This window comes from Mesorhizobium salmacidum (SeqCode) (genome assembly GCF_037179605.1).
Taxonomy (GTDB): Bacteria; Pseudomonadota; Alphaproteobacteria; order Rhizobiales; family Rhizobiaceae; genus Mesorhizobium; species Mesorhizobium salmacidum.
Genome location: NZ_JAPYKS010000010.1, coordinates 41,488 through 58,874 on the forward strand (window position 1 = coordinate 41,488; position 17,387 = coordinate 58,874).

Sequence of the window (17,387 nt, forward strand, 5' to 3'; positions counted from 1 at the left end):
CCCATCAAGCCGGCCCTCGCGGCCGGCTTTTTGATTCCGGGGTGCGGCGATCGGTCCGCGCGGCCGAAATGGCAGAAAACCAGCCCAGCAATCCAAACAATTCAATACTCAAATGATTCAAATTTTATGTTTATTCTACTGGCGTTTTACTTAAAACCTACTTCGCGTTTTTGCGTCGAATAAATCCACATGTGGCAATGTCTCCTTCGAACGGGGAGACTGAACAATGAGAAAAGCGAGGGGCAAGCTGTTGCTGATGGCAATGGCGATGCAGCTTTCCGCCTGGGGATCAGCATATGCCGCGGGACCGGCCTATATGCATACCGGCGGACGCACCACGCAGCCTGTTGGCCATTATGAATTCTGCCAACGCATTCCTGGCGAATGCAACGAGAAGACCCCCAAGGGAGAGCCGGTCGACCTGACCCGCAAGCTATGGGCGACGATCGTCAGCATTAACAATTCGGTCAACACCCGCGTCAAGCCGCGCACCGACATGGAAAACTACGGTGTCGAGGAATACTGGGCCTACCCGGACAATGGCTATGGCGATTGCGAGGACTATGCGCTGGAAAAGCGCCGCGAGCTGATGGATGTGGGCGTGCCGGCCGGCGACCTTTTGATGACGGTTGCGCGCCAGCCGAACGGCGACGGCCACGCGGTGCTGACCGTGCGCACCAGCCTCGGCGAGTTCATCCTCGACAATCTGGAAACCAAGGTGCTGTCCTGGACGGACACCGACTACACCTATCTCAAGCGTCAATCGACGGAAAATTCCGGCGTTTGGGTGACGATCAACGACGGCCGTTCCGACGCGGTCGCCAGCGTCCGCTGAGGACGCCAACAAGGTCAGGCGCGTTGCACGACGCGCTCAACAAGAAACCCGGTCGAGTCCCCACCCTCCCCGTCCCCAACGACCGGGTCAAAGGAGCCGGCCCCGTCCCCGGGCCGGCTCCGCCATTTCTGGAGGAAGCTGCTAAAACTGACCCGATGACACGTGGTGCATCACGCTGCCCCTGCCTTTCCACGCGCAAAAGATCGATGCACAATCGGCCGTTTCGTTTCCTGGATCACTGCCGATGCTGGAAATCCCGGAAGATCGATGCGAGCGCCACCGGCTGTTCAAGGCAATCGACGATGCCTTCAAGGCTGGCGACTTCGGGGCCCTCGGCACCGCCTTGGGCGGCTCGGAGGGGTGGTTCGACGAGCACATGCCGTTCGAGCTCGGTCTCGGCCATCCGCTGGAATACGCGATCTACTGGAGCCCTCTCGCCTTCGTCGCAATGCTGATCGAGGCCGGATGCAGCCCGAATTACGAGGATCATGCCGGATTTCCCTCCATTATCGCGGCGCTGTCCACCAAGCGCGCGGACAAGCTCGACATCATTCGCATCCTGATCGATCACGGCGCCGATCCGGACATGCGAGGCGTCAACGACTGGACGCCGCTCCACTAAGCCGTCGCCACGCGCGACGCGGAGGCGATCCGCCTGCTTCTTGCCGGCGGCGCGGACCCTTCGTTAAGGACCCGTATCGACGACTGTACGACAGCCCTTGAAGAAGCAGAGATTGCAGGATTCGAGCTGGGCGCGTCGCTGCTGCGAGCAGCCATTGCCGAGCGCGTAGCGGGTAGCCGGGAACGATAAGCGCAACCGGTGGCCGACGGCGTGCGTCGGCCGAGAGTTCAGACCTTCTTCAGCCCCGTCTTGAAGCGCCTGGCGTTGGCGACATAGTGCGCGGCCGAGGCTCGCAGCCGCTCGACCGCCGCGTCGTCCAGCACCCTGATCGCCTTGGCCGGCGAACCGACGATCAGCGAATTGTCCGGAAACTCCTTGCCTTCGGTGACCAGGGCGCCGGCGCCGACGAGCGAATTCTTGCCGATCCTGGCGCCGTTCAGCACGATGGCGCCCATGCCGATCAGGCTGTTGTCACCAATCGTGCAGCCATGAAGCATGGCGCGATGGCCAATCGTACAGCCCTGTCCGATGGTCAACGGAAAGCCGGGATCGGTGTGCATGACGGTATGTTCCTGCACATTGGTGTCGGCGCCGATGACGATGTGCTCGTTGTCGCCCCTGATAACGGCGCCGAACCAGAAGCCCGCATTGCAGCCGATCCTGATGTCGCCAATCAGCGTGGCATCGGGCGCGATCCAATTCGAGTCCGCGTCGGCGAAGCTCGGCTCCGTTCCATCGATCGCATAAAGCGGCATTGTCGGTCTCCGAATCGTCTCAGGCCGGAAACCCTAGGAGACGGACCGCCCATGAAGCAATGGCGAGCACGACGATGCCCAGCGCCAGGGACCAGGCAATAGCGGTGCAGCCGCATGACAAGAGCGCCGCTGTCGAAATGCGGTTCTGGCGCCGCGCATCAAGGGCATCGTTGACCAGCATGAACGGCCCGGCGCCGGCAGTGGCAGCCAGTGAGCGCAGCACATGCGAGGGCGACACATAGGGCTCGGTGAAGGCGACCTTGCGACCCGATACCAGTTCCATTGTCGAACCGGTCAGCCCGCAAACCGTCAGCCCGACGACAAAAGCGAACAGCAAGAGCTCCATCTGGGCCATATTAACCCTCCATTTACCATGAAATCGCACAGTCGTTTCAGGACGGCAGCAAGAGCCGTGCCGTGCGATGTGTGCCGTCAAGGGACACCGGGATGGCGGACACCCGGATGGCGGACACGCGGATGCGGACAGGTGGCGGGACGAGGACCGAGATGAAGCAGGCAGCGATCGCCGACGGCCCAGAACTCACCGTGGTCGATTCCATGCTGATGAAGCGGGTGTTCTACGCGTTCGCCGCACTTGCCTTGCTGTCGATAGTCATCAGCCTTGGCGGCAAATGGTTCGGCCGTTCCATTGCCATGGCCGGCTACACCGACGACGCGACCGTGCGCGAGGTGGTGATCGGCAACAACATCATCACCGTGCCAGCCAATTTCATCCGGTTCGAGCAGGCCCGGCGCGACGGCATCGCCTCGCGCCTCGACCTCTATTTGCGCTATCCCCAGATGGACGGCTACAGCGAGGCGTCGCGCGATGATTTCAATCACGCCGGGGCCAACAGGAACATCATCTTCCTGTCCTTCGAGCAGCAGATGATGTCGCGCGACATGAGCGGCCGGTTCGGGCCGATCTACAGCGCGCTGATCGTCCAGCCCGGCATTCCAGGACCTGGCGGCACGACGGTCTACGGCTTCAATGAGAAATCAGGCTATCTGAACGAGGTGCTGGTCGTCGGCAAGCGTGGGGGCAAGGACCCCTTCGTGGCCCGCTGCCTCAGCGGGCCGAGCGCCGGCGAATCGCTGGCTCCTTGCGAGCGGGACATCCATGTTGGGGATGATCTCAGCCTTACCTATCGCTTCCCGAAGGAATTCCTTGGCGACTGGCAGACGCTCGATGCAGCGATCGCGGCCGAGGCGGGGCGAATCCTGAAGACCGGACATTGACCGGCTGAAAGCGGCCCGGCCGCGCTCGATGCGGCCTGCCGTGGCATTGCTGGCTCAGGCCAGGTCGATGTCCAGGATCGCCATCGAGAAATTATAGTCGCCATCGTCCTCGTCCTTGAAGACGATGCCGAGGAATTCGTCACCGACATAGACTTCGGCCGAATCTTCCTTGCGCGGCCGTGCCTTGACCTCAAGTCTGGGGTTCTGGAAGACGCGCTTGAAATAGGCGTCCAGCTTTCTGATTTCGTCCTGCTTCAACAGTCTTCTCCGATCATCGGCTTGCTCGTTTGAACGGCGCTTCTGGCACGTCGACAATGGCGATGTAAAGGCAAGCCGGCCTTATTGCACCGGAAGCGGCAGCACCACCGGGCAAATCGCAATCATGCGGGGCAACTGCCAGCAAATCAGATATCGAAACTGATCACGTGGTCCATCTTCTGCGACGGCAGAAGCTGGTCCATCTGGCGCGAAGGCTGGTCGCAACCGGTCTCGCCGACCACGCGGGCCGGTACGCCGGCAACCGTCTTGTTGTGCGGCACAGGCGACAGCACCACCGATCCGGCGGCAATCTTGGAGCAATGGCCGACCTCGATGTTGCCGAGAATCTTGGCGCCGGCGCCGATCAGCACGCCATGGCGGATCTTGGGATGGCGGTCGCCACCGGCCTTGCCGGTACCGCCCAGCGTCACGCCGTGCAGGATGGACACATCGTCCTCGATCACCGCGGTCTCGCCGACGACGAGGCCGGTGGCGTGATCGATGAAGATGCCCTTGCCGATGCGCGCGGCCGGATTGATATCGGTCTGGAAGACCGCGGACGAACGGCTCTGCAGGTAGAGCGCGAAATCCTTGCGGCCGTGGTTCCACAGCCAATGCGCCAGCCGATGGGTCTGGATGGCGTGAAAGCCCTTGAAATAGAGCACCGGCATGATGAACCGGTCGCAAGCCGGGTCGCGGTCATAATAGGCCTGGATGTCGACGCGCACCGTGGTCGGCCAGTCCTTATCATCGGCAAGCATCGACTTGAAGGTCTGGCGGATGAGATCGGAGCCGATATCCTGATGGGCAAGCCGCTCCGCGATCCTGTGGACGACAGCCTCTTCCAGGCTCTCCTGGTTGAGGATCGTCGAATAGAGGAACGCGGCCAAAAGCGGGTCGCGGTTGACCGCTTCCATCGCTTCGTCGCGGATCGAACGCCAGATCGGATCGACCGGCTGCAACGCGCTGTGGCGGGAAATGCTGATGCTGTTCATCGACGTCTCGTCCTGCGTCCTGCTAGTCTGCTGTCATCGGGGCCGCACATATAAGCCAGATCATAGCACGATTGAACTCAATTTTCCTTAGTGCTGTGTCAAATGGATTTGGTTCGCGGGAATTCAAGCAGCCATGGAAAACGAACCCTTGATCGACGACGCCCTGAAAACCGAACTTTCGGTCCTCTATCAGGCCACCGGCCGCCATTACCACAACCTCGCGCATATCGAGGCAATGCTGGCGCTTGCTCGCGACTATCGGGGAGAGCTCGGCGACCCCGAAGCCGTCGAAGCGACGATCTGGTTCCACGACGCCATCTACGACAGCAGGGCCAGGGACAATGAGGCGCAAAGTGCCGCCCTCGCCGAGCAAAAGCTCGCCGGCCGCATCGATGCCGGCCGCCTGGGCCGCATCAGCGCTATGATCCTCGCCACCGCCACACACCAGTTGCCGCTGTTTGACGACGCGGCGGCGATACGCGACGCCAGCCTATTTCTCGACATGGATCTGTCGATCCTGGGTGCCGCGCCTGAGGCGTTCGACGCCTATGAACGCGCGGTCCGCCGCGAATATGGCTGGGTGGAGGAGCCGATGTGGCGTGCCGGCCGCGGTGCGGTGCTGAAGACCTTCCTTGCCCGACCGCATATTTTTCACACGCAGGAGTTCCGGCAGCGCTTCGAACCGCAGGCAAGGCTGAACATTGCGCGGTCGCTGCAAGCCTTGACGTAGCTTAGTTTCGGAATCCGAGGCGCCTCGTCCCCAGAAACCGGCCCCTCAGAGCGGATTTTCGGCGTAGAACTCCAGCACCCGTTGCTTGAAGGTCTTGTCCCCGACGGCCAGCATATGGTCGCGGCTCTCGATGTGGAAGACCCTGGCGTTGGGCATCAGCGCCGCAAGCTCGTCCGGCGATCCGCCAATGTCGTCGGTGGTACCGACCGCGACCAGCGTCGGCTGGGCTATGCGGGCGATATCCTCTTCACCAAGCAATTCCCGTGAGGTGACGATGCAGGCGGCAAGCGCCCGGCGGTCGCTTCGGGTCTGGTCGGCGAAGGCGCGAAAAGCGCGACCGCGCGGATGGGTGGTCGCGGCCGGATCCTCGGCAAGGAGAGCGGCGGCGATCGGATCCCAATCGCCGACGCCGTCAATCATGCCGATGCCGAGGCCGCCAAAGACCAGCGTCGCCACCTTGTCCGGGTCGGACAGTGCCAGGAAGGCAGCAATTCGCGCGCCCATCGAATAGCCCATGACATGGGCCCGTTCGATGCCGAGATGATCGAGCAAGGCAGCGGCATCCGAAGCCATTTTCGCGGGTGTATAATCGGCCTCGTCGTAACTCTTGGATGACGAGCCGTGGCCGCGATTGTCGAAGGCGATGGCGCGATAGCCGACATCATTGAGCGTCTTGAACCAGCCGGGCGACACCCAGTTGACATAGTGGCTCGAGGCGAAGCCATGGATCATCAGCACCGGATCGCCCTCGCCCGATGCCGGTTGGCGGTCGAGGAAGGCTAGATCGAACCCGCCATGGGAAAAAAACTGCATCGGAAGGCGGTCCCGGCGCTCAATCAGAATCGACGTTCGGAGAATCGCCCTTGTCCGCGGGCGGCATGCCAGGACCCGGTGCCGTGCCGATCGCCGGATGGCGCAGCAGGTCGCCATCCGCGATGCCGTCCCTGGCGGCAGTGCCAGCCTTGAGTTCGAGCACGAAGCGAACCGGCTCGCCCGGCGAAACAATTGCCTCCGACTGCGGCTCGCCTTGCTTGATCGCGCGGATCCTGCCGTCCTGACCGACAAAGATCAGATCGAGCGGCATCGGCGTATTCTTCATCCAGAAACTGACGTCGCGTGTCTCGTCGAAAACGAACAGCATGCCATGATTGGCGGCCATGTCCTCGCGAAACATCAGGCCGGCTTCCCGCTCGGCCTCTGTATCGGCAACTTCGATCGAGAAGGAGCGTTTGCCATTCTTGGTCACAACCACCAGCGGCGCGGGATCGACCGGAAGGATCATCGCCCGGCCATCGGCCGCGCTGGGTACCTGGAAATAGAAGAATGCGGCTGCAGCGACTATGACGGCGGCCACAGCGCATGCCACGCCCGTCGTCAGCCCGTTCCTGTGTCTCATATGAAATCCTCGGCCGGATCGCCCTAGTGCGAGACCGGCAAGGTGCCCATATCGGGGTGAATTTCGGCAGCCATAAGGCCTTTGTCACCGCGGCCGAAACGGACAAGGACGACCTGGCCCGGCCGAAGCTCGGTGATGCCGTAGCGGCGCAAGGTCTCCATATGAACGAAAATGTCCTCGGTGCCCTCGCCGCGCGTCAGGAAGCCAAACCCTTTGGTGCGGTTGAACCATTTGACCAGAGCGCGTTCGAGCCCGCTCTCCGGCGTCACCGAGACATGGGTGCGCTGTTCCTGCATTTCCGCGGGATGGACGGCAGTGGTGACATCCATGGAAAGCACACGGAAGGCCTGCAGCCCGCGCTCGCCCTGCTTCACAAGACAAACCACGCGCGCGCCTTCCAAGGCTGTCTGGAAGCCGTCCCGTCGAAGACAAGTCACATGGAGGAGGATATCGCCCGAAACACCGTCATCCGGAAGGATGAAGCCATAGCCCTTGGCCACATCGAACCACTTGATGGCGCCGGCAATTTCGGCGAGGTCGGCGGCGTCGCCGCCCTCGTCGCGCGTCAAGGCGTCGCCAAGGGTATTGGCCCGCCCCGTCAAAGAGGCCTTTTCCCCCATAAGAATGCCCCCTTTATTCAAGAACACCGCAACTGATTCTTGACACCAGATTAACACCGCGGCTTCCGGTATGTGCAAGACCTGACGTGCCTTTTTTCACGGTTCATTGCGGGAATACCGGATTTGTTCTTTGCCGGCGCTGCCTGACCCCGGCGATTGCCCTTTGACCGGGCCGACCCTATGTTGCGCCGCAACCCAACAGATCGAGGAAAACACATGCGCTATCTGCACACCATGATCCGCGTCGCCGATGTCGATGCCTCGCTCGATTTCTATTGCAACAAGCTCGGGCTGAAGGAAGTTCGCCGCTATGAAAACGAGCAGGGCCGCTTCACGCTGATCTTCCTGGCCGCTCCGGAAGACGAGCAGAGCGGCATCGCCGACAAGGCGCCGCTGGTCGAGCTGACCTACAACTGGGATCCGGAAGACTACAAGGGCGGGCGCAATTTCGGCCACCTCGCCTACGAAGTCGACGACATCTACGCCACCTGCCAGCGACTGATGGACAATGGCGTCACCATCAACCGGCCGCCGCGCGACGGCAACATGGCCTTTGTCAGGTCGCCGGACGGCATCTCGATCGAGCTTCTGCAGAAAGGTCCGGCCAAGGCCAAGGCGGAACCGTGGGCGTCGATGGCGAATACCGGAAGCTGGTAATCGATCACCTTTTCGAGTGGCCGGCGGCCACTCCATGGTGTTTCGCCAGGTTGTGCCTATCTATGCGCCTATGGCGCCTGCCCTGAAGAGCAGCGCCACGTCTTGAGATAGCTTCGGAGAACCCTTCATGCCGACCAGCCATGCCAATGTTTCCACGGCGCACGCAAGCCGCTATCTGCAGCAGCTGTGCAAACATTGGGCGCACAAGTTTCCCGTCGAGTTCGACCCCAATCACGGCGTCATCGACCTTTCACTCGGCCGCACGGTCATGGACGCCGACGGGGCAGCGCTGCACATCACGGTTTCGACCGACGAGTCCGCTTCGATCGAGCGCCTCGAAAGTGTCGTTGCCGACCACATCAAACGCTTTGCGTTCCGCGAGGAACTGGCCTTCGACTGGAAACGCGCCGAGGCGGCGTAGTTCGTTCAGGCGTGTCGCCGCGCATTTCCGGCGAGACGCGTGATCAATCGCTTCCGGACTTGCGCGCCATTTCCAGCAGCGCCACCACTGAGCGCCAATTGCGGGCCGTGCCCGGCACTTTCAACGTGCGCGGAATGAGGCTGGCGAACACCGATTTGCCGAGCCCGTCCGGCGCGCTGAGATAGAGCACATCGCCCTTGACCTCGAAACGCTCGGGGCCCGTGCACTTTTCCGCCAACCGCGCCACCTCATCGGCGGTCGGCTCACGCTCCAGCGCATAGGCGTGGAGCTTCGTGTGATCAGCGGCCGCTTCCGGATAGGGATTTTCGCGCACCAGCCGTTCGAACCATTCGAAATCGCGCACCATGATGCGCGAATGGAAGCCCCATTTTTCCTCGAAAGCCGCCTCGATCTGTTTGGTCAGTGCGGCGGCGTCGCCCTTGTCAGCGCGGAATACGGCATTGCCGCTCTGCACGTAGGTGGAGACATCGGAGAACCCGAGACCCTCGAAGAACGACCGCAACTCCGCCATCCTGACGATGCGGTTGCCGCCGACATTGATGCCGGAAAACAGCGCGATGAAGATCTTGCCGCTCATATTATGAAACCCGCCAGTGTCTCATTGTCGGTGATGTCCTGATACTGGACGCCCTCGGCCTCGAAATTCGCCTTCAGCAGGTCGAAATTGCGCCGATCCTTGGTTTCGATGCCGATCAGGACCGATCCGAAATTGCGCGCCGACTTCTTCAGATATTCGAAGCGGGCGATGTCGTCGTCCGGACCCAGCATGTCAAGGAAGTCGCGCAACGCGCCCGGCCGCTGCGGAAAGCGGATGATGAAATATTTCTTCAGGCCTTCGAAGCGCAGCGCCCGTTCCTTGACGTCCGGCAGTCGCTCGAAATCGAAATTGCCACCTGATACGACCGCTACAATGGTCTTGCCCCGGATTTCCTTCCTGGAAAAATCCTTCAGCGCATCGATCGCAAGCGCGCCGGCGGGTTCCAGGACCACGCCTTCGACGTTGAGCATCTCGATCATGGTCGCGCAGAGCCGGTTTTCCGGGACCAGCCGCACGCTGTCGGCGGCAAACTCCTTGAGATAGCGCAAAGGTTCGCGGCCGATCTCGGCGACCGCCGCGCCGTCGACGAAGTTGTCGACCTTGGCGAGCTTCAGCCGTTTTCCCGCCGCAAGGCTCTCGCGCAGGCTCGGCGCGCCGGCAGGCTCGCAAAACACGAACTGGGCCTCACGACCCTGATCGGCGAAATAGTGTGTCACCCCGGCAGCCAGACCGCCGCCACCCACCGGCAGCATGACCATGTCGGGCATGCGCGCGCCCGGCATCTGGTCCGCGATCTCATAGGCGACCGTCGCCTGGCCCTCGATGATGTCCTTATGGTCGAAGGGCGGCACCATATGGCCACCGGAGCTCTCGGTGAATTCGAAGGCGGCGCGATAGCAGTCGTCGAAGAAATCGCCGACCAGCCTGATCTCGACGAAGTCGCCGCCAAACAGCCTGGTCTTGTCGATCTTCTGCTGCGGGGTCGTCACCGGCATGAAGACCACGCCCTTCTTGCCGAAATGGCGACAGACAAAGGCAAAGCCCTGCGCATGGTTGCCGGCGGACGCGCAGACAAACAGCTCGGCTTGGTTGCCTTCGCCAAGCGCCTTGCGGAAGAAGTTGAAGGCGCCGCGGATCTTGTAGGAGCGCACCGGACTCAAATCCTCGCGCTTCAACAGCACCCGGGCGCCGGTCTTTTTCGACAGATAGTCATTTTCCTGCAGCGGTGTCTCCGGGAAGATCTGGCGGATCGCAGAGGCGGCGGTGGCGACGCGCGAGGAAAAGCTGGTCATGACAAGATCATTCCGGGATCGCCCGCGGGCGAGTTAGACAATAACCCTATTACACATCCGGCCCGGCAAGACCATTGCCCGGTCGAGCTCGCGCCCGCAACGGCGCCGTCCCGAAATGCTAGCAAGCACTTGGGGACGTTTGTTCATGTTTTCTCGCATCGAGCCGAGCCGCGCATTGGTGGGCGCCTGAATTCGACATCCGGCCGAGATGCAGGCGCCTGCCCTCTGCGGCGTTACGGCCTTGCTGCCGCTTTGGCTTTCGCGCAACAGTGCGAAGGCCGTCGCGAGGCGCCGACCGCATTTCGGCTGGACACGACTTACTTCCGCCGCACTTGGCCTGCTGGGGAGATATCGCGGAGGGTGGACGGCCCTTGTTTGGGCTCGAGTGGAATTTTTATCGTGCATTTGAAGACGATTTGCATTCTTGCGCTTGCGCTGCTGGTGGCGGGCTGCGGCGGCCGCAAAACCGAGGAACTGCTCGGCAGCGCGGTCATGTCGGCGCCGGTGACGGAAATCGCGGGCAACCACTCGATCTTCATTGCCACGACCCGCAAGCCCTCCGACGACCCCAACAAGGTTTTCGACGGCGAACGCTCGGCGACGCTCAACTACGCCCGCGTCAACGTCACCGTTCCCGGGCTCCACACGACCGGCCAGATCGAGCGGCGTTCACGCGGCAAGTCGGACGATCCGGCAAAGTACTTCATGGCTTCCGAGGTCGTCGGCTACGACACCCAGCCGAAATTCTCCAGCGCGCTCAACGCCGACATAGCGGCGCGCGGCGGCCGCGTGATGGTCTTCGTCCACGGCTACAACACCGGCTTCGACGACGCTGTCTACCGCTTGACCCAGATTGTCCATGATTCCGGCTATCCCGGGACGCCGGTGCTGTTTTCCTGGGCCTCGGGCGCCAAGACCACCGACTATGTCTATGACAAGGAAAGCGCCAGTGCCGCCCGCGACCAGCTCGAAGTGACCTTGCGAATGCTGCAGCAGTCCGGTGCGCGGCGCATCGACATTGTCGCCCATTCGATGGGAACTTGGGTGACAATGGAAACGCTGCGCCAGATGGCCATCAGCGGCGATCGCGATCTTGGCGGCAAGCTTGGCGATGTGGTGCTGGCCTCTCCCGACATCGATGTCGATGTGTTCAAGAGCCAGATGCGCCGCTACGGCAAGCCCGACAAGCCGTTCATCCTGCTGTTGTCGGACGACGACCGCGCGCTGAGGTTGTCTGGCCTGATCGCCGGCTCGCGGCCGCGCGTCGGCGATTACAAGGATGCCGCCGACCTTGCCTCCTACGGCGTGACGGTCGTGGATCTCTCCAAGGTCAAAGGCAGCGACAGCTTCAACCACACGAAATTCGCCGACAATCCGGCACTGGTGAAGATGATCGGCCAGCGGCTGCGCGAGGACGATGGTTTCGCCAGCGACCGGGACGTGACCGACCGCATCAGCCTGCTTGGACAGTAGATGCGGCGCCGCGGTTTTCGCCGTGCCTGTTCACCATCGCCGAACCATTGGCCTACTTTGAACTGGACCGCGCCCGTCTCTGGCCTTATCGGAGTATCGAGCGACGTCATGCGTTTGACGTCCCCTTATGCGGGAGCCGACGCGTGGCCTTGCGCTTGAAGAGTCATGGTGTCGTCGCGTTCGCGCTGCTGGTCGCTGGCTGCGCTGGAAATACGCATGATCTGCTCAACAAGACGACAGTCACCGTGCCGGCATCCGATATTGCGGCCACCCATGAAATATTTGTCGCGACCACCCGCCAGAAGGCGGCGAAGGATCCGCGACAGGTCTTCGACGGTGACCGTTCCCTGACCACCAGCTTCGCGCGGGTCGATGTCACGGTTCCGAAGAGCCATCAGGTCGGCAACATCGAGCGCGCCAAGGGTTCGGCCAACAGCAACCCGGCCAAGGATTTCACAGCCAAGGATGTCACCTTCTACGAAGGCGCGCCGCAATTCGCCAAGGCGGTCGGCGCCGACATCGCCATGCGCGGCGACCGTGCACTGGTTTTCGTGCATGGCTTCAACAATGGTTTCGACGACGGCATCTACCGGGTGACGCAGATCGCCCACGACACGAAATATCCGGGTACGCCGGTGCTGTTCTCGTGGGCGTCGAGCGCCAAGACGACGGGCTATATCTACGACAAGGACAGTTCCACCGCCGCCCGTGACGATCTCGAGGCAACGCTCAGGATGCTCGCCAAGACGCGGGTCAAGAGTATCGACATCATTGCCCATTCGATGGGGACCTGGTTGACGATGGAGGCGCTGCGCCAGCTCGCCATCACCGGCGACCGCGATCTCGGCGGCAAGCTGGGTTATGTCATCCTTGCCTCACCGGATATCGACGTCGACGTGTTCAAGAAGCAGATGATCCGTTATGGCAAGCCCGACAAGCCGTTCGCCGTGCTGCTTTCAGGCGACGACCGGGCTCTCAAATTATCCTCGTTCATCTCTGGCGACAAACCGCGCGTCGGCGACTATGGCAATGCCGCCGACCTCGCCTCCTATGGCGTGTCGGTGGTCGACCTGACCAAGACCAAGGGCGGCGACGGCGGCCTCAACCACGCGAAATTCGCCGACAACCCGTTCCTGGTGCAATTGCTCGGCGATAGGCTGCGCACGCCGGCGGGCCTCGCCGCGGACGAGGACCCCGCACAGCTCACCGATATCGGTCAGGGCCTGGGAAAGGTCGTCGGCTCGGCTGCCGAAGTCATCATCACGACGCCGTTCAAGGTGCTGACCATCGCCACCGGCGGGTGAGCAGCCAAGAGCGGACGCTCAGACGAACAGATCGACTTTCTGGAACGTCGTTACGTCGATCAGCCCGACGTCGGAAATTCTCAACTCCGGAATGACCACCAGTGCCAGCAGCGAGTGCTGCATATAGGCGTTGTTCAGGGAGCAGCCCATCTTGCGCATCGCCTCGGTCAGTTTCTCAGCCTTGGCAGCGACGATCTCGGCGCGCTCGTCCGACATCAGCCCGGCTATCGGCATTTCGACCAGCGCCAGTTCCTTGCCCTTGGAGAACAGCACAACCCCGCCACCCACTGCCCCCAGCCGGTTCACGGCCAGTGCCATGTCCTGCTTGTTGGTGCCAACGCAGATGATGTGATGGGCGTCATGGGCGACGCTGGAGGCCATGGCGCAGTCGGCCATGTAACCAAAACCGGAGACGAAGGCATTGGTGACGCCACCCGTGCCCCGGTGCCGCTCGACCAGCGCGATCTGGCAGACGTCGTTGCGGCGATCCATGGCGACCAATCCGTCCTCGACCGGCAGATCGGCCTCCAGCGCGCGCGTGGGTGCCTGGTTCTCGATGACACCGATCACCCGCACCCGCACTTCGTTGGCGCCCTTGGGTGCCGCGATATCGAAATCGCCGGCCTTCAGTTTCTTGCCCAATTTGACGGTGTTCTTCGCCGTCTTCGGATAATCATAGGCCGGGATATCGATGTCGAGCTTGCCGCCCTTGGCCAGCCTGACGCCGCGCGCATAGACCTCGTCGATGCTCATTGCGGCGAGATCGGAGACAATCAGCAGGTCGGCCAACCGCCCCGGCGCGATCGAACCGATCTCGCGTTCCAGCTTGAAATGAAGGGCGGTGTTGAGCGTTGCCATCTGGATCGCGGTCACGGGCTTCAGACCTTGGCTGATGGCGTGGCGCACCACCCGGTCCATGTGTCCCTCATGCACCAGCGTGCCGGAATGGCTGTCGTCGGTGCACAGGATGAAGTTGCGCGGATCGATGCCGCCTTCCGTCACCGCCTTGATCTGCGAGGCTACGTCGTACCAGGCAGAGCCCAGCCGCAGCATTGCCTTCATGCCCTGGCGCACGCGGGCGATTGCGTCCTCGGCGCGCGTGCCCTCGTGGTCATCCTCGGGTCCGCCGGCGACATAGCCGTGGAACGGCAAACCAAGATCGCGCGAGGCATAATGCCCGCCAACCGTCTTGCCGGCTTTGACCGTCTCGGCGATCTCGCCCGACATCACCGGATCGTTGGCGGCGACGCCCGGGAAATTCATCACCTCGCCAAGTCCGATGATGTTTTCCCAGCCCATCGCTTCCGCGACATCGGCGACCGTCAGTTCGGCGCCGGCATGTTCGAGCCCAGGCGCCGAGGGCACGCAGGACGGCATCTGCACATGCACGTTGATGGGCATGGCCACGGCCTCGTCATGCATCAGCCGCACGCCCGGCAGGCCCAGCACATTGGCGATCTCGTGCGGATCGATGAACATCGAGGTGGTTCCGTGCGGGATGACGGCACGGCAGAATTCGGTGACCGTCACCATGCCGCTCTCGACATGCATGTGCGCGTCGCAAAGGCCGGGCACGAGATAGCGTCCGCCCGCGTCGACCACCTTGGTGCCCTGCCCGATCGTGTGGCCGGCATTCGGCCCGCAATAGGCGAAGCGACCGCCTGAGATGGCGATGTCGGTGCCGGCGATGATCTCGCCCGAATGGACGTTCACCCAGCGCCCGTTGCGGATGACGAGATCGGCGGGTTTGCGGCCCATCGCGACATCGACCAGATCGGTCGCCATTTCGGTCCACCGTTTGGGTTTCGTCGCGCGAGCGGGCGGCTTCGTGGCCATCAAAGACTCCTGTTTGCCCGACTGTGCCAAGCCGATTGCGTTTTGGCCAGCGAGGAAGAAGGGATTTGCCTGGAGATTGCCGGATTACTCGGGTTTCAGGTCGACTTCGACCTTGGCGTTGCCGGCTGAAATCCGCTCGGCGATGCGCTCGACCTCGCCCTATCACCTTTGCAGAAATCCGATTCCGTTTTGCCGCAGATCAGGTTATGTTCCGATCCAGGATATTTGACTCTTCTCGGGGGGTTCGATGCATCGCCTGGTCGCAAGTGCCGGTCTTCTTGCAGTCCTATCCGTGCCGGCTTTCGCTGCCGACGCGACGGTCGACGTGCCGATGACCGCGCCTGGCTTCGACTGGACCGGCTACTATGCCGGCCTGCAGGCGGGATATGGCTGGGGCCGCTCCGAGATCGCCACAACGGAAGGCGCGCCGTTTTCCATCACGCCCGACGTCGACGGCGGGTTCGTCGGCGGCCATGTCGCCGGCCTCTGGCAGTTCGATCAGGCCGTGCTGGGCGCCGAAGCGGACCTCAACTATTCCTCGGTGGACGGCACGGCGCAATCAGGCTTCGGAGATACATTCGGCGCCAAAATCAAGTGGTTCGGGTCTGTCAACGCCAAGGCCGGCTTCGCCATGGACCACCTGCTGGTCTACGGCATCGGCGGCATAGCCTTTGCCGACATCGAGACGTCGCAGACCTCGGGGCCAGGGTTTGACAACACGCGCACAAATGTCGGTTGGACCGTAGGCGCGGGCGTCGACTACGCGCTGACCGACAAGTTCGTCGTCGGCGCGCAATATCGCTATTACGATTTCGGCTCAGAGAACCATGAGGCGCCGGCCCCCTTCAACGACCGCGATCAGAGCGTGAAACTGAACACGGTCGGCATCAATCTCAGCTACAAGTTCTGAACGTGGCCACCGGCGTCGTTGCTGGACAAGCAGCGCGCAGACCTGTCTTGCCGGATGTGGGGGCGGCCGGCGCCCCCTAGTGGGCGGGGGGATGGGTTGGGCTGAGAGGCGCCGGCCATGGCGGATCAAGTCCGCCGCCCAGATATTTACCCACGCCCGCGGTGCGGATAATTCCGTGATCGCGCCAGTATCGTTACGCGACCTCCTCTGGGTTGCGCGTTCGGGCACCGCAGAACACGACTTGACGGGCTTTGTCTGGCGTCTGAAAAGGGCAGGCCTGCGGACGTGGCGGAATTGGTAGACGCAAGGGACTTAAAATCCCTCGATTTCTGATCGTACGGGTTCGATTCCCGTCGTCCGCACCACATTGGATATGGAACTGCGCTCCTTGGCAGGCGCGCCCCTGAATATCAGGGCGGCCTCCCCTTATCATCTAATCTTCAGCGAGAAATCGCCGTGGATCTGGATGCCTAACCGCTCGCCTTTTCTCCACCGCACTTCCGCTCGATAGGTCGCGCCGTCCAACGGTACGCGCAGCCGGAAGTTATCTGGCACTTTTGCCCCCGCGGCGACACGCAACTCGGCGCCGTGCTCATGCTGATTTCTGACGGCGCAGCCTATTTCGCCGTCCTGCGTGATTATGAACGCGTCCTTCAAAACCACCTCACGCAGGTGGGTTCGACGCTCTACCGGAGGGTCAGAAGGTTTATCGATCATGCAAGCCGCCTCCGACGAGCGAAATGCTCCCAGACTAAAGTCTGCGGCTCAGGACGCAAAGGTCCGACGTTTTCGCTTAAATCCTGTGCCTGTCCTTTGTACGCTCGTCATATTATTAAATCGTGAAGTATATACTCTATAGTCATCGCCAAGGTTGTCACCTGACAGTGCGTCAGAGACAGCCGAAAATGCATGGCATGGGGAACCCGGTATGTTCGTTGACTTCTATGAGATGCTGGAAATCAGTCCGAATGCAAATTCGGAAACGATAGAACGCATTTTTCGTCATTTTGCCATGCGCTACCACCCCGACAACCAGGTCACCGGTAACGAGTCACGCTTCAGCGACATCCTGGAGGCGCACAACACGCTCAAGGATCCGGTCAAGCGTGCGCAATACGATATTCAGTACAAGGCCCATTTGAACCTCCGGGCCGAGCTGACCGATCAGGCGAGTAACAGCAACAACCTCGATCGCGATTCGATCTTTCAAGCCAAAGTGCTCTCACTGCTTTATGTAAAACGCCGACAGGACGTCAACAATCCTGGCATTGGCGACGATGAGCTCGAACGAATGTCAGGCTGTCCGCGTGAGCACCTCGAGTTTCACCTCTGGTATCTAAAAGCGAAGGGCTGGATAGCCAGAACAGAAAACGGGACGTTCGCCATCACAGTCGAAGGCATCGATCGCGTTAATTCCGAACATCATCGTGACGCAGCAACCACCCGCCTGTTGGATCATGCGGGCTGAATTGGAGTCCCTCGGTC

21 protein-coding genes and 1 tRNA gene are annotated in these 17,387 nt (G+C 61.7%); 11 read left to right on the forward strand and 11 right to left on the reverse strand.

What is annotated here, in order from left to right; genetic code table 11:
* Positions 1-226 precede the first annotated feature (226 nt).
* A complete protein-coding gene (locus tag O7A60_RS15140) occupies positions 227-835 on the forward strand; it encodes a transglutaminase-like cysteine peptidase (protein WP_337106992.1) in 609 nt (202 codons plus the stop codon).
* 244 nt (positions 836-1,079) lie between these two features.
* Entirely contained in the window at positions 1,080-1,457 is a 378-nt protein-coding gene (locus tag O7A60_RS15145; RefSeq protein ID WP_337106993.1) for a hypothetical protein, read from the forward strand.
* Positions 1,458-1,684: 227 nt separating this feature from the next.
* Here O7A60_RS15145 and O7A60_RS15150 read toward each other — a convergent pair whose 3' ends face one another.
* Positions 1,685-2,212, reverse strand: a complete 528-nt coding sequence (locus O7A60_RS15150) for a gamma carbonic anhydrase family protein (protein WP_337106994.1) — start codon at positions 2,210-2,212, stop codon at positions 1,685-1,687.
* A gap of 19 nt (positions 2,213-2,231) precedes the next feature.
* A complete protein-coding gene (locus tag O7A60_RS15155; protein ID WP_337106995.1) occupies positions 2,232-2,567 on the reverse strand; it encodes a DUF6949 family protein in 336 nt (111 codons plus the stop codon).
* Between the two features lie 152 nt (positions 2,568-2,719).
* Between O7A60_RS15155 and O7A60_RS15160 the strand changes: the two genes are divergently transcribed.
* Positions 2,720-3,451: a hypothetical protein gene (locus O7A60_RS15160; protein WP_027145037.1), complete on the forward strand. Its 732-nt coding sequence runs from the start codon at positions 2,720-2,722 to the stop codon at positions 3,449-3,451.
* A 54-nt stretch (positions 3,452-3,505) separates the two neighbouring features.
* On the opposite strand, the gene O7A60_RS15165 is transcribed toward O7A60_RS15160, so the two are convergent.
* Positions 3,506-3,709 carry a DUF3126 family protein gene (locus tag O7A60_RS15165; protein WP_337106996.1) on the reverse strand — a complete coding sequence of 68 codons (204 nt, stop codon included), beginning with the start codon at positions 3,707-3,709 and terminating at the stop codon, positions 3,506-3,508.
* 146 nt (positions 3,710-3,855) lie between these two features.
* Positions 3,856-4,704 (reverse strand): serine O-acetyltransferase, encoded by an 849-nt coding sequence (cysE, locus tag O7A60_RS15170; RefSeq protein ID WP_140503499.1) that lies wholly within the window; start codon positions 4,702-4,704, stop codon positions 3,856-3,858.
* Positions 4,705-4,837: 133 nt separating this feature from the next.
* Between cysE and O7A60_RS15175 the strand changes: the two genes are divergently transcribed.
* Positions 4,838-5,434 carry an HD domain-containing protein gene (locus tag O7A60_RS15175; RefSeq protein WP_337106997.1) on the forward strand — a complete coding sequence of 199 codons (597 nt, stop codon included), beginning with the start codon at positions 4,838-4,840 and terminating at the stop codon, positions 5,432-5,434.
* 45 nt (positions 5,435-5,479) lie between these two features.
* Here O7A60_RS15175 and O7A60_RS15180 read toward each other — a convergent pair whose 3' ends face one another.
* From O7A60_RS15180 to O7A60_RS15190, 3 genes are read right to left on the reverse strand one after another with little or no spacing between them, the layout of a single operon-like run.
* On the reverse strand, positions 5,480-6,247 hold the full coding sequence (locus tag O7A60_RS15180; protein WP_337106998.1) for an alpha/beta fold hydrolase: 768 nt from the start codon (positions 6,245-6,247) through the stop codon (positions 5,480-5,482).
* Positions 6,248-6,266: 19 nt separating this feature from the next.
* Complete coding sequence (locus tag O7A60_RS15185; RefSeq protein ID WP_337106999.1) at positions 6,267-6,830, reverse strand: DUF192 domain-containing protein; 564 nt, start codon at positions 6,828-6,830, stop codon at positions 6,267-6,269.
* Between the two features lie 23 nt (positions 6,831-6,853).
* Complete coding sequence (locus O7A60_RS15190; protein ID WP_032935881.1) at positions 6,854-7,450, reverse strand: cold-shock protein; 597 nt, start codon at positions 7,448-7,450, stop codon at positions 6,854-6,856.
* Positions 7,451-7,666: 216 nt separating this feature from the next.
* Here O7A60_RS15190 and gloA point away from each other — a divergent pair, with 216 nt between their 5' ends.
* Both gloA and O7A60_RS15200 read left to right on the forward strand, forming a co-directional pair.
* Positions 7,667-8,107, forward strand: coding sequence for a lactoylglutathione lyase (gene gloA, locus O7A60_RS15195; protein WP_337107000.1), 441 nt, complete (start codon positions 7,667-7,669; stop codon positions 8,105-8,107).
* 127 nt (positions 8,108-8,234) lie between these two features.
* Positions 8,235-8,528, forward strand: coding sequence for a DUF2218 domain-containing protein (locus tag O7A60_RS15200; protein ID WP_027145506.1), 294 nt, complete (start codon positions 8,235-8,237; stop codon positions 8,526-8,528).
* A gap of 43 nt (positions 8,529-8,571) precedes the next feature.
* On the opposite strand, the gene O7A60_RS15205 is transcribed toward O7A60_RS15200, so the two are convergent.
* Together O7A60_RS15205 and ilvA are read right to left on the reverse strand one after the other, a co-directional pair.
* Complete coding sequence (locus O7A60_RS15205) at positions 8,572-9,126, reverse strand: DUF1697 domain-containing protein (protein WP_337107001.1); 555 nt, start codon at positions 9,124-9,126, stop codon at positions 8,572-8,574.
* Complete coding sequence (gene ilvA, locus O7A60_RS15210) at positions 9,123-10,379, reverse strand: threonine ammonia-lyase IlvA (protein ID WP_337107002.1); 1,257 nt, start codon at positions 10,377-10,379, stop codon at positions 9,123-9,125. Before ilvA ends, O7A60_RS15205 begins: the two co-directional genes overlap by 4 nt.
* 399 nt (positions 10,380-10,778) lie before the next feature.
* Here ilvA and O7A60_RS15215 point away from each other — a divergent pair, with 399 nt between their 5' ends.
* Both O7A60_RS15215 and O7A60_RS15220 read left to right on the forward strand, forming a co-directional pair.
* Positions 10,779-11,852, forward strand: coding sequence for an alpha/beta hydrolase (locus O7A60_RS15215; RefSeq protein WP_140503484.1), 1,074 nt, complete (start codon positions 10,779-10,781; stop codon positions 11,850-11,852).
* Positions 11,853-11,995: 143 nt separating this feature from the next.
* On the forward strand, positions 11,996-13,156 hold the full coding sequence (locus O7A60_RS15220; protein ID WP_337107003.1) for an alpha/beta hydrolase: 1,161 nt from the start codon (positions 11,996-11,998) through the stop codon (positions 13,154-13,156).
* Between the two features lie 18 nt (positions 13,157-13,174).
* On the opposite strand, the gene ade is transcribed toward O7A60_RS15220, so the two are convergent.
* Positions 13,175-14,992: an adenine deaminase gene (ade, locus tag O7A60_RS15225; protein ID WP_337107004.1), complete on the reverse strand. Its 1,818-nt coding sequence runs from the start codon at positions 14,990-14,992 to the stop codon at positions 13,175-13,177.
* Between the two features lie 247 nt (positions 14,993-15,239).
* Here ade and O7A60_RS15230 point away from each other — a divergent pair, with 247 nt between their 5' ends.
* Both O7A60_RS15230 and O7A60_RS15235 read left to right on the forward strand, forming a co-directional pair.
* Positions 15,240-15,902, forward strand: a complete 663-nt coding sequence (locus O7A60_RS15230) for an outer membrane protein (RefSeq protein WP_337107005.1) — start codon at positions 15,240-15,242, stop codon at positions 15,900-15,902.
* A gap of 279 nt (positions 15,903-16,181) precedes the next feature.
* Positions 16,182-16,267: transfer RNA gene (locus O7A60_RS15235), tRNA-Leu, on the forward strand.
* Between the two features lie 64 nt (positions 16,268-16,331).
* On the opposite strand, the gene O7A60_RS15240 is transcribed toward O7A60_RS15235, so the two are convergent.
* Complete coding sequence (locus tag O7A60_RS15240; protein ID WP_337107006.1) at positions 16,332-16,619, reverse strand: PilZ domain-containing protein; 288 nt, start codon at positions 16,617-16,619, stop codon at positions 16,332-16,334.
* A gap of 211 nt (positions 16,620-16,830) precedes the next feature.
* On the opposite strand from O7A60_RS15240, the gene O7A60_RS15245 reads away from it, so the two are divergent.
* Positions 16,831-17,370, forward strand: coding sequence for a DnaJ domain-containing protein (locus O7A60_RS15245; protein WP_337107007.1), 540 nt, complete (start codon positions 16,831-16,833; stop codon positions 17,368-17,370).
* Positions 17,371-17,387: the final 17 nt, after the last annotated feature.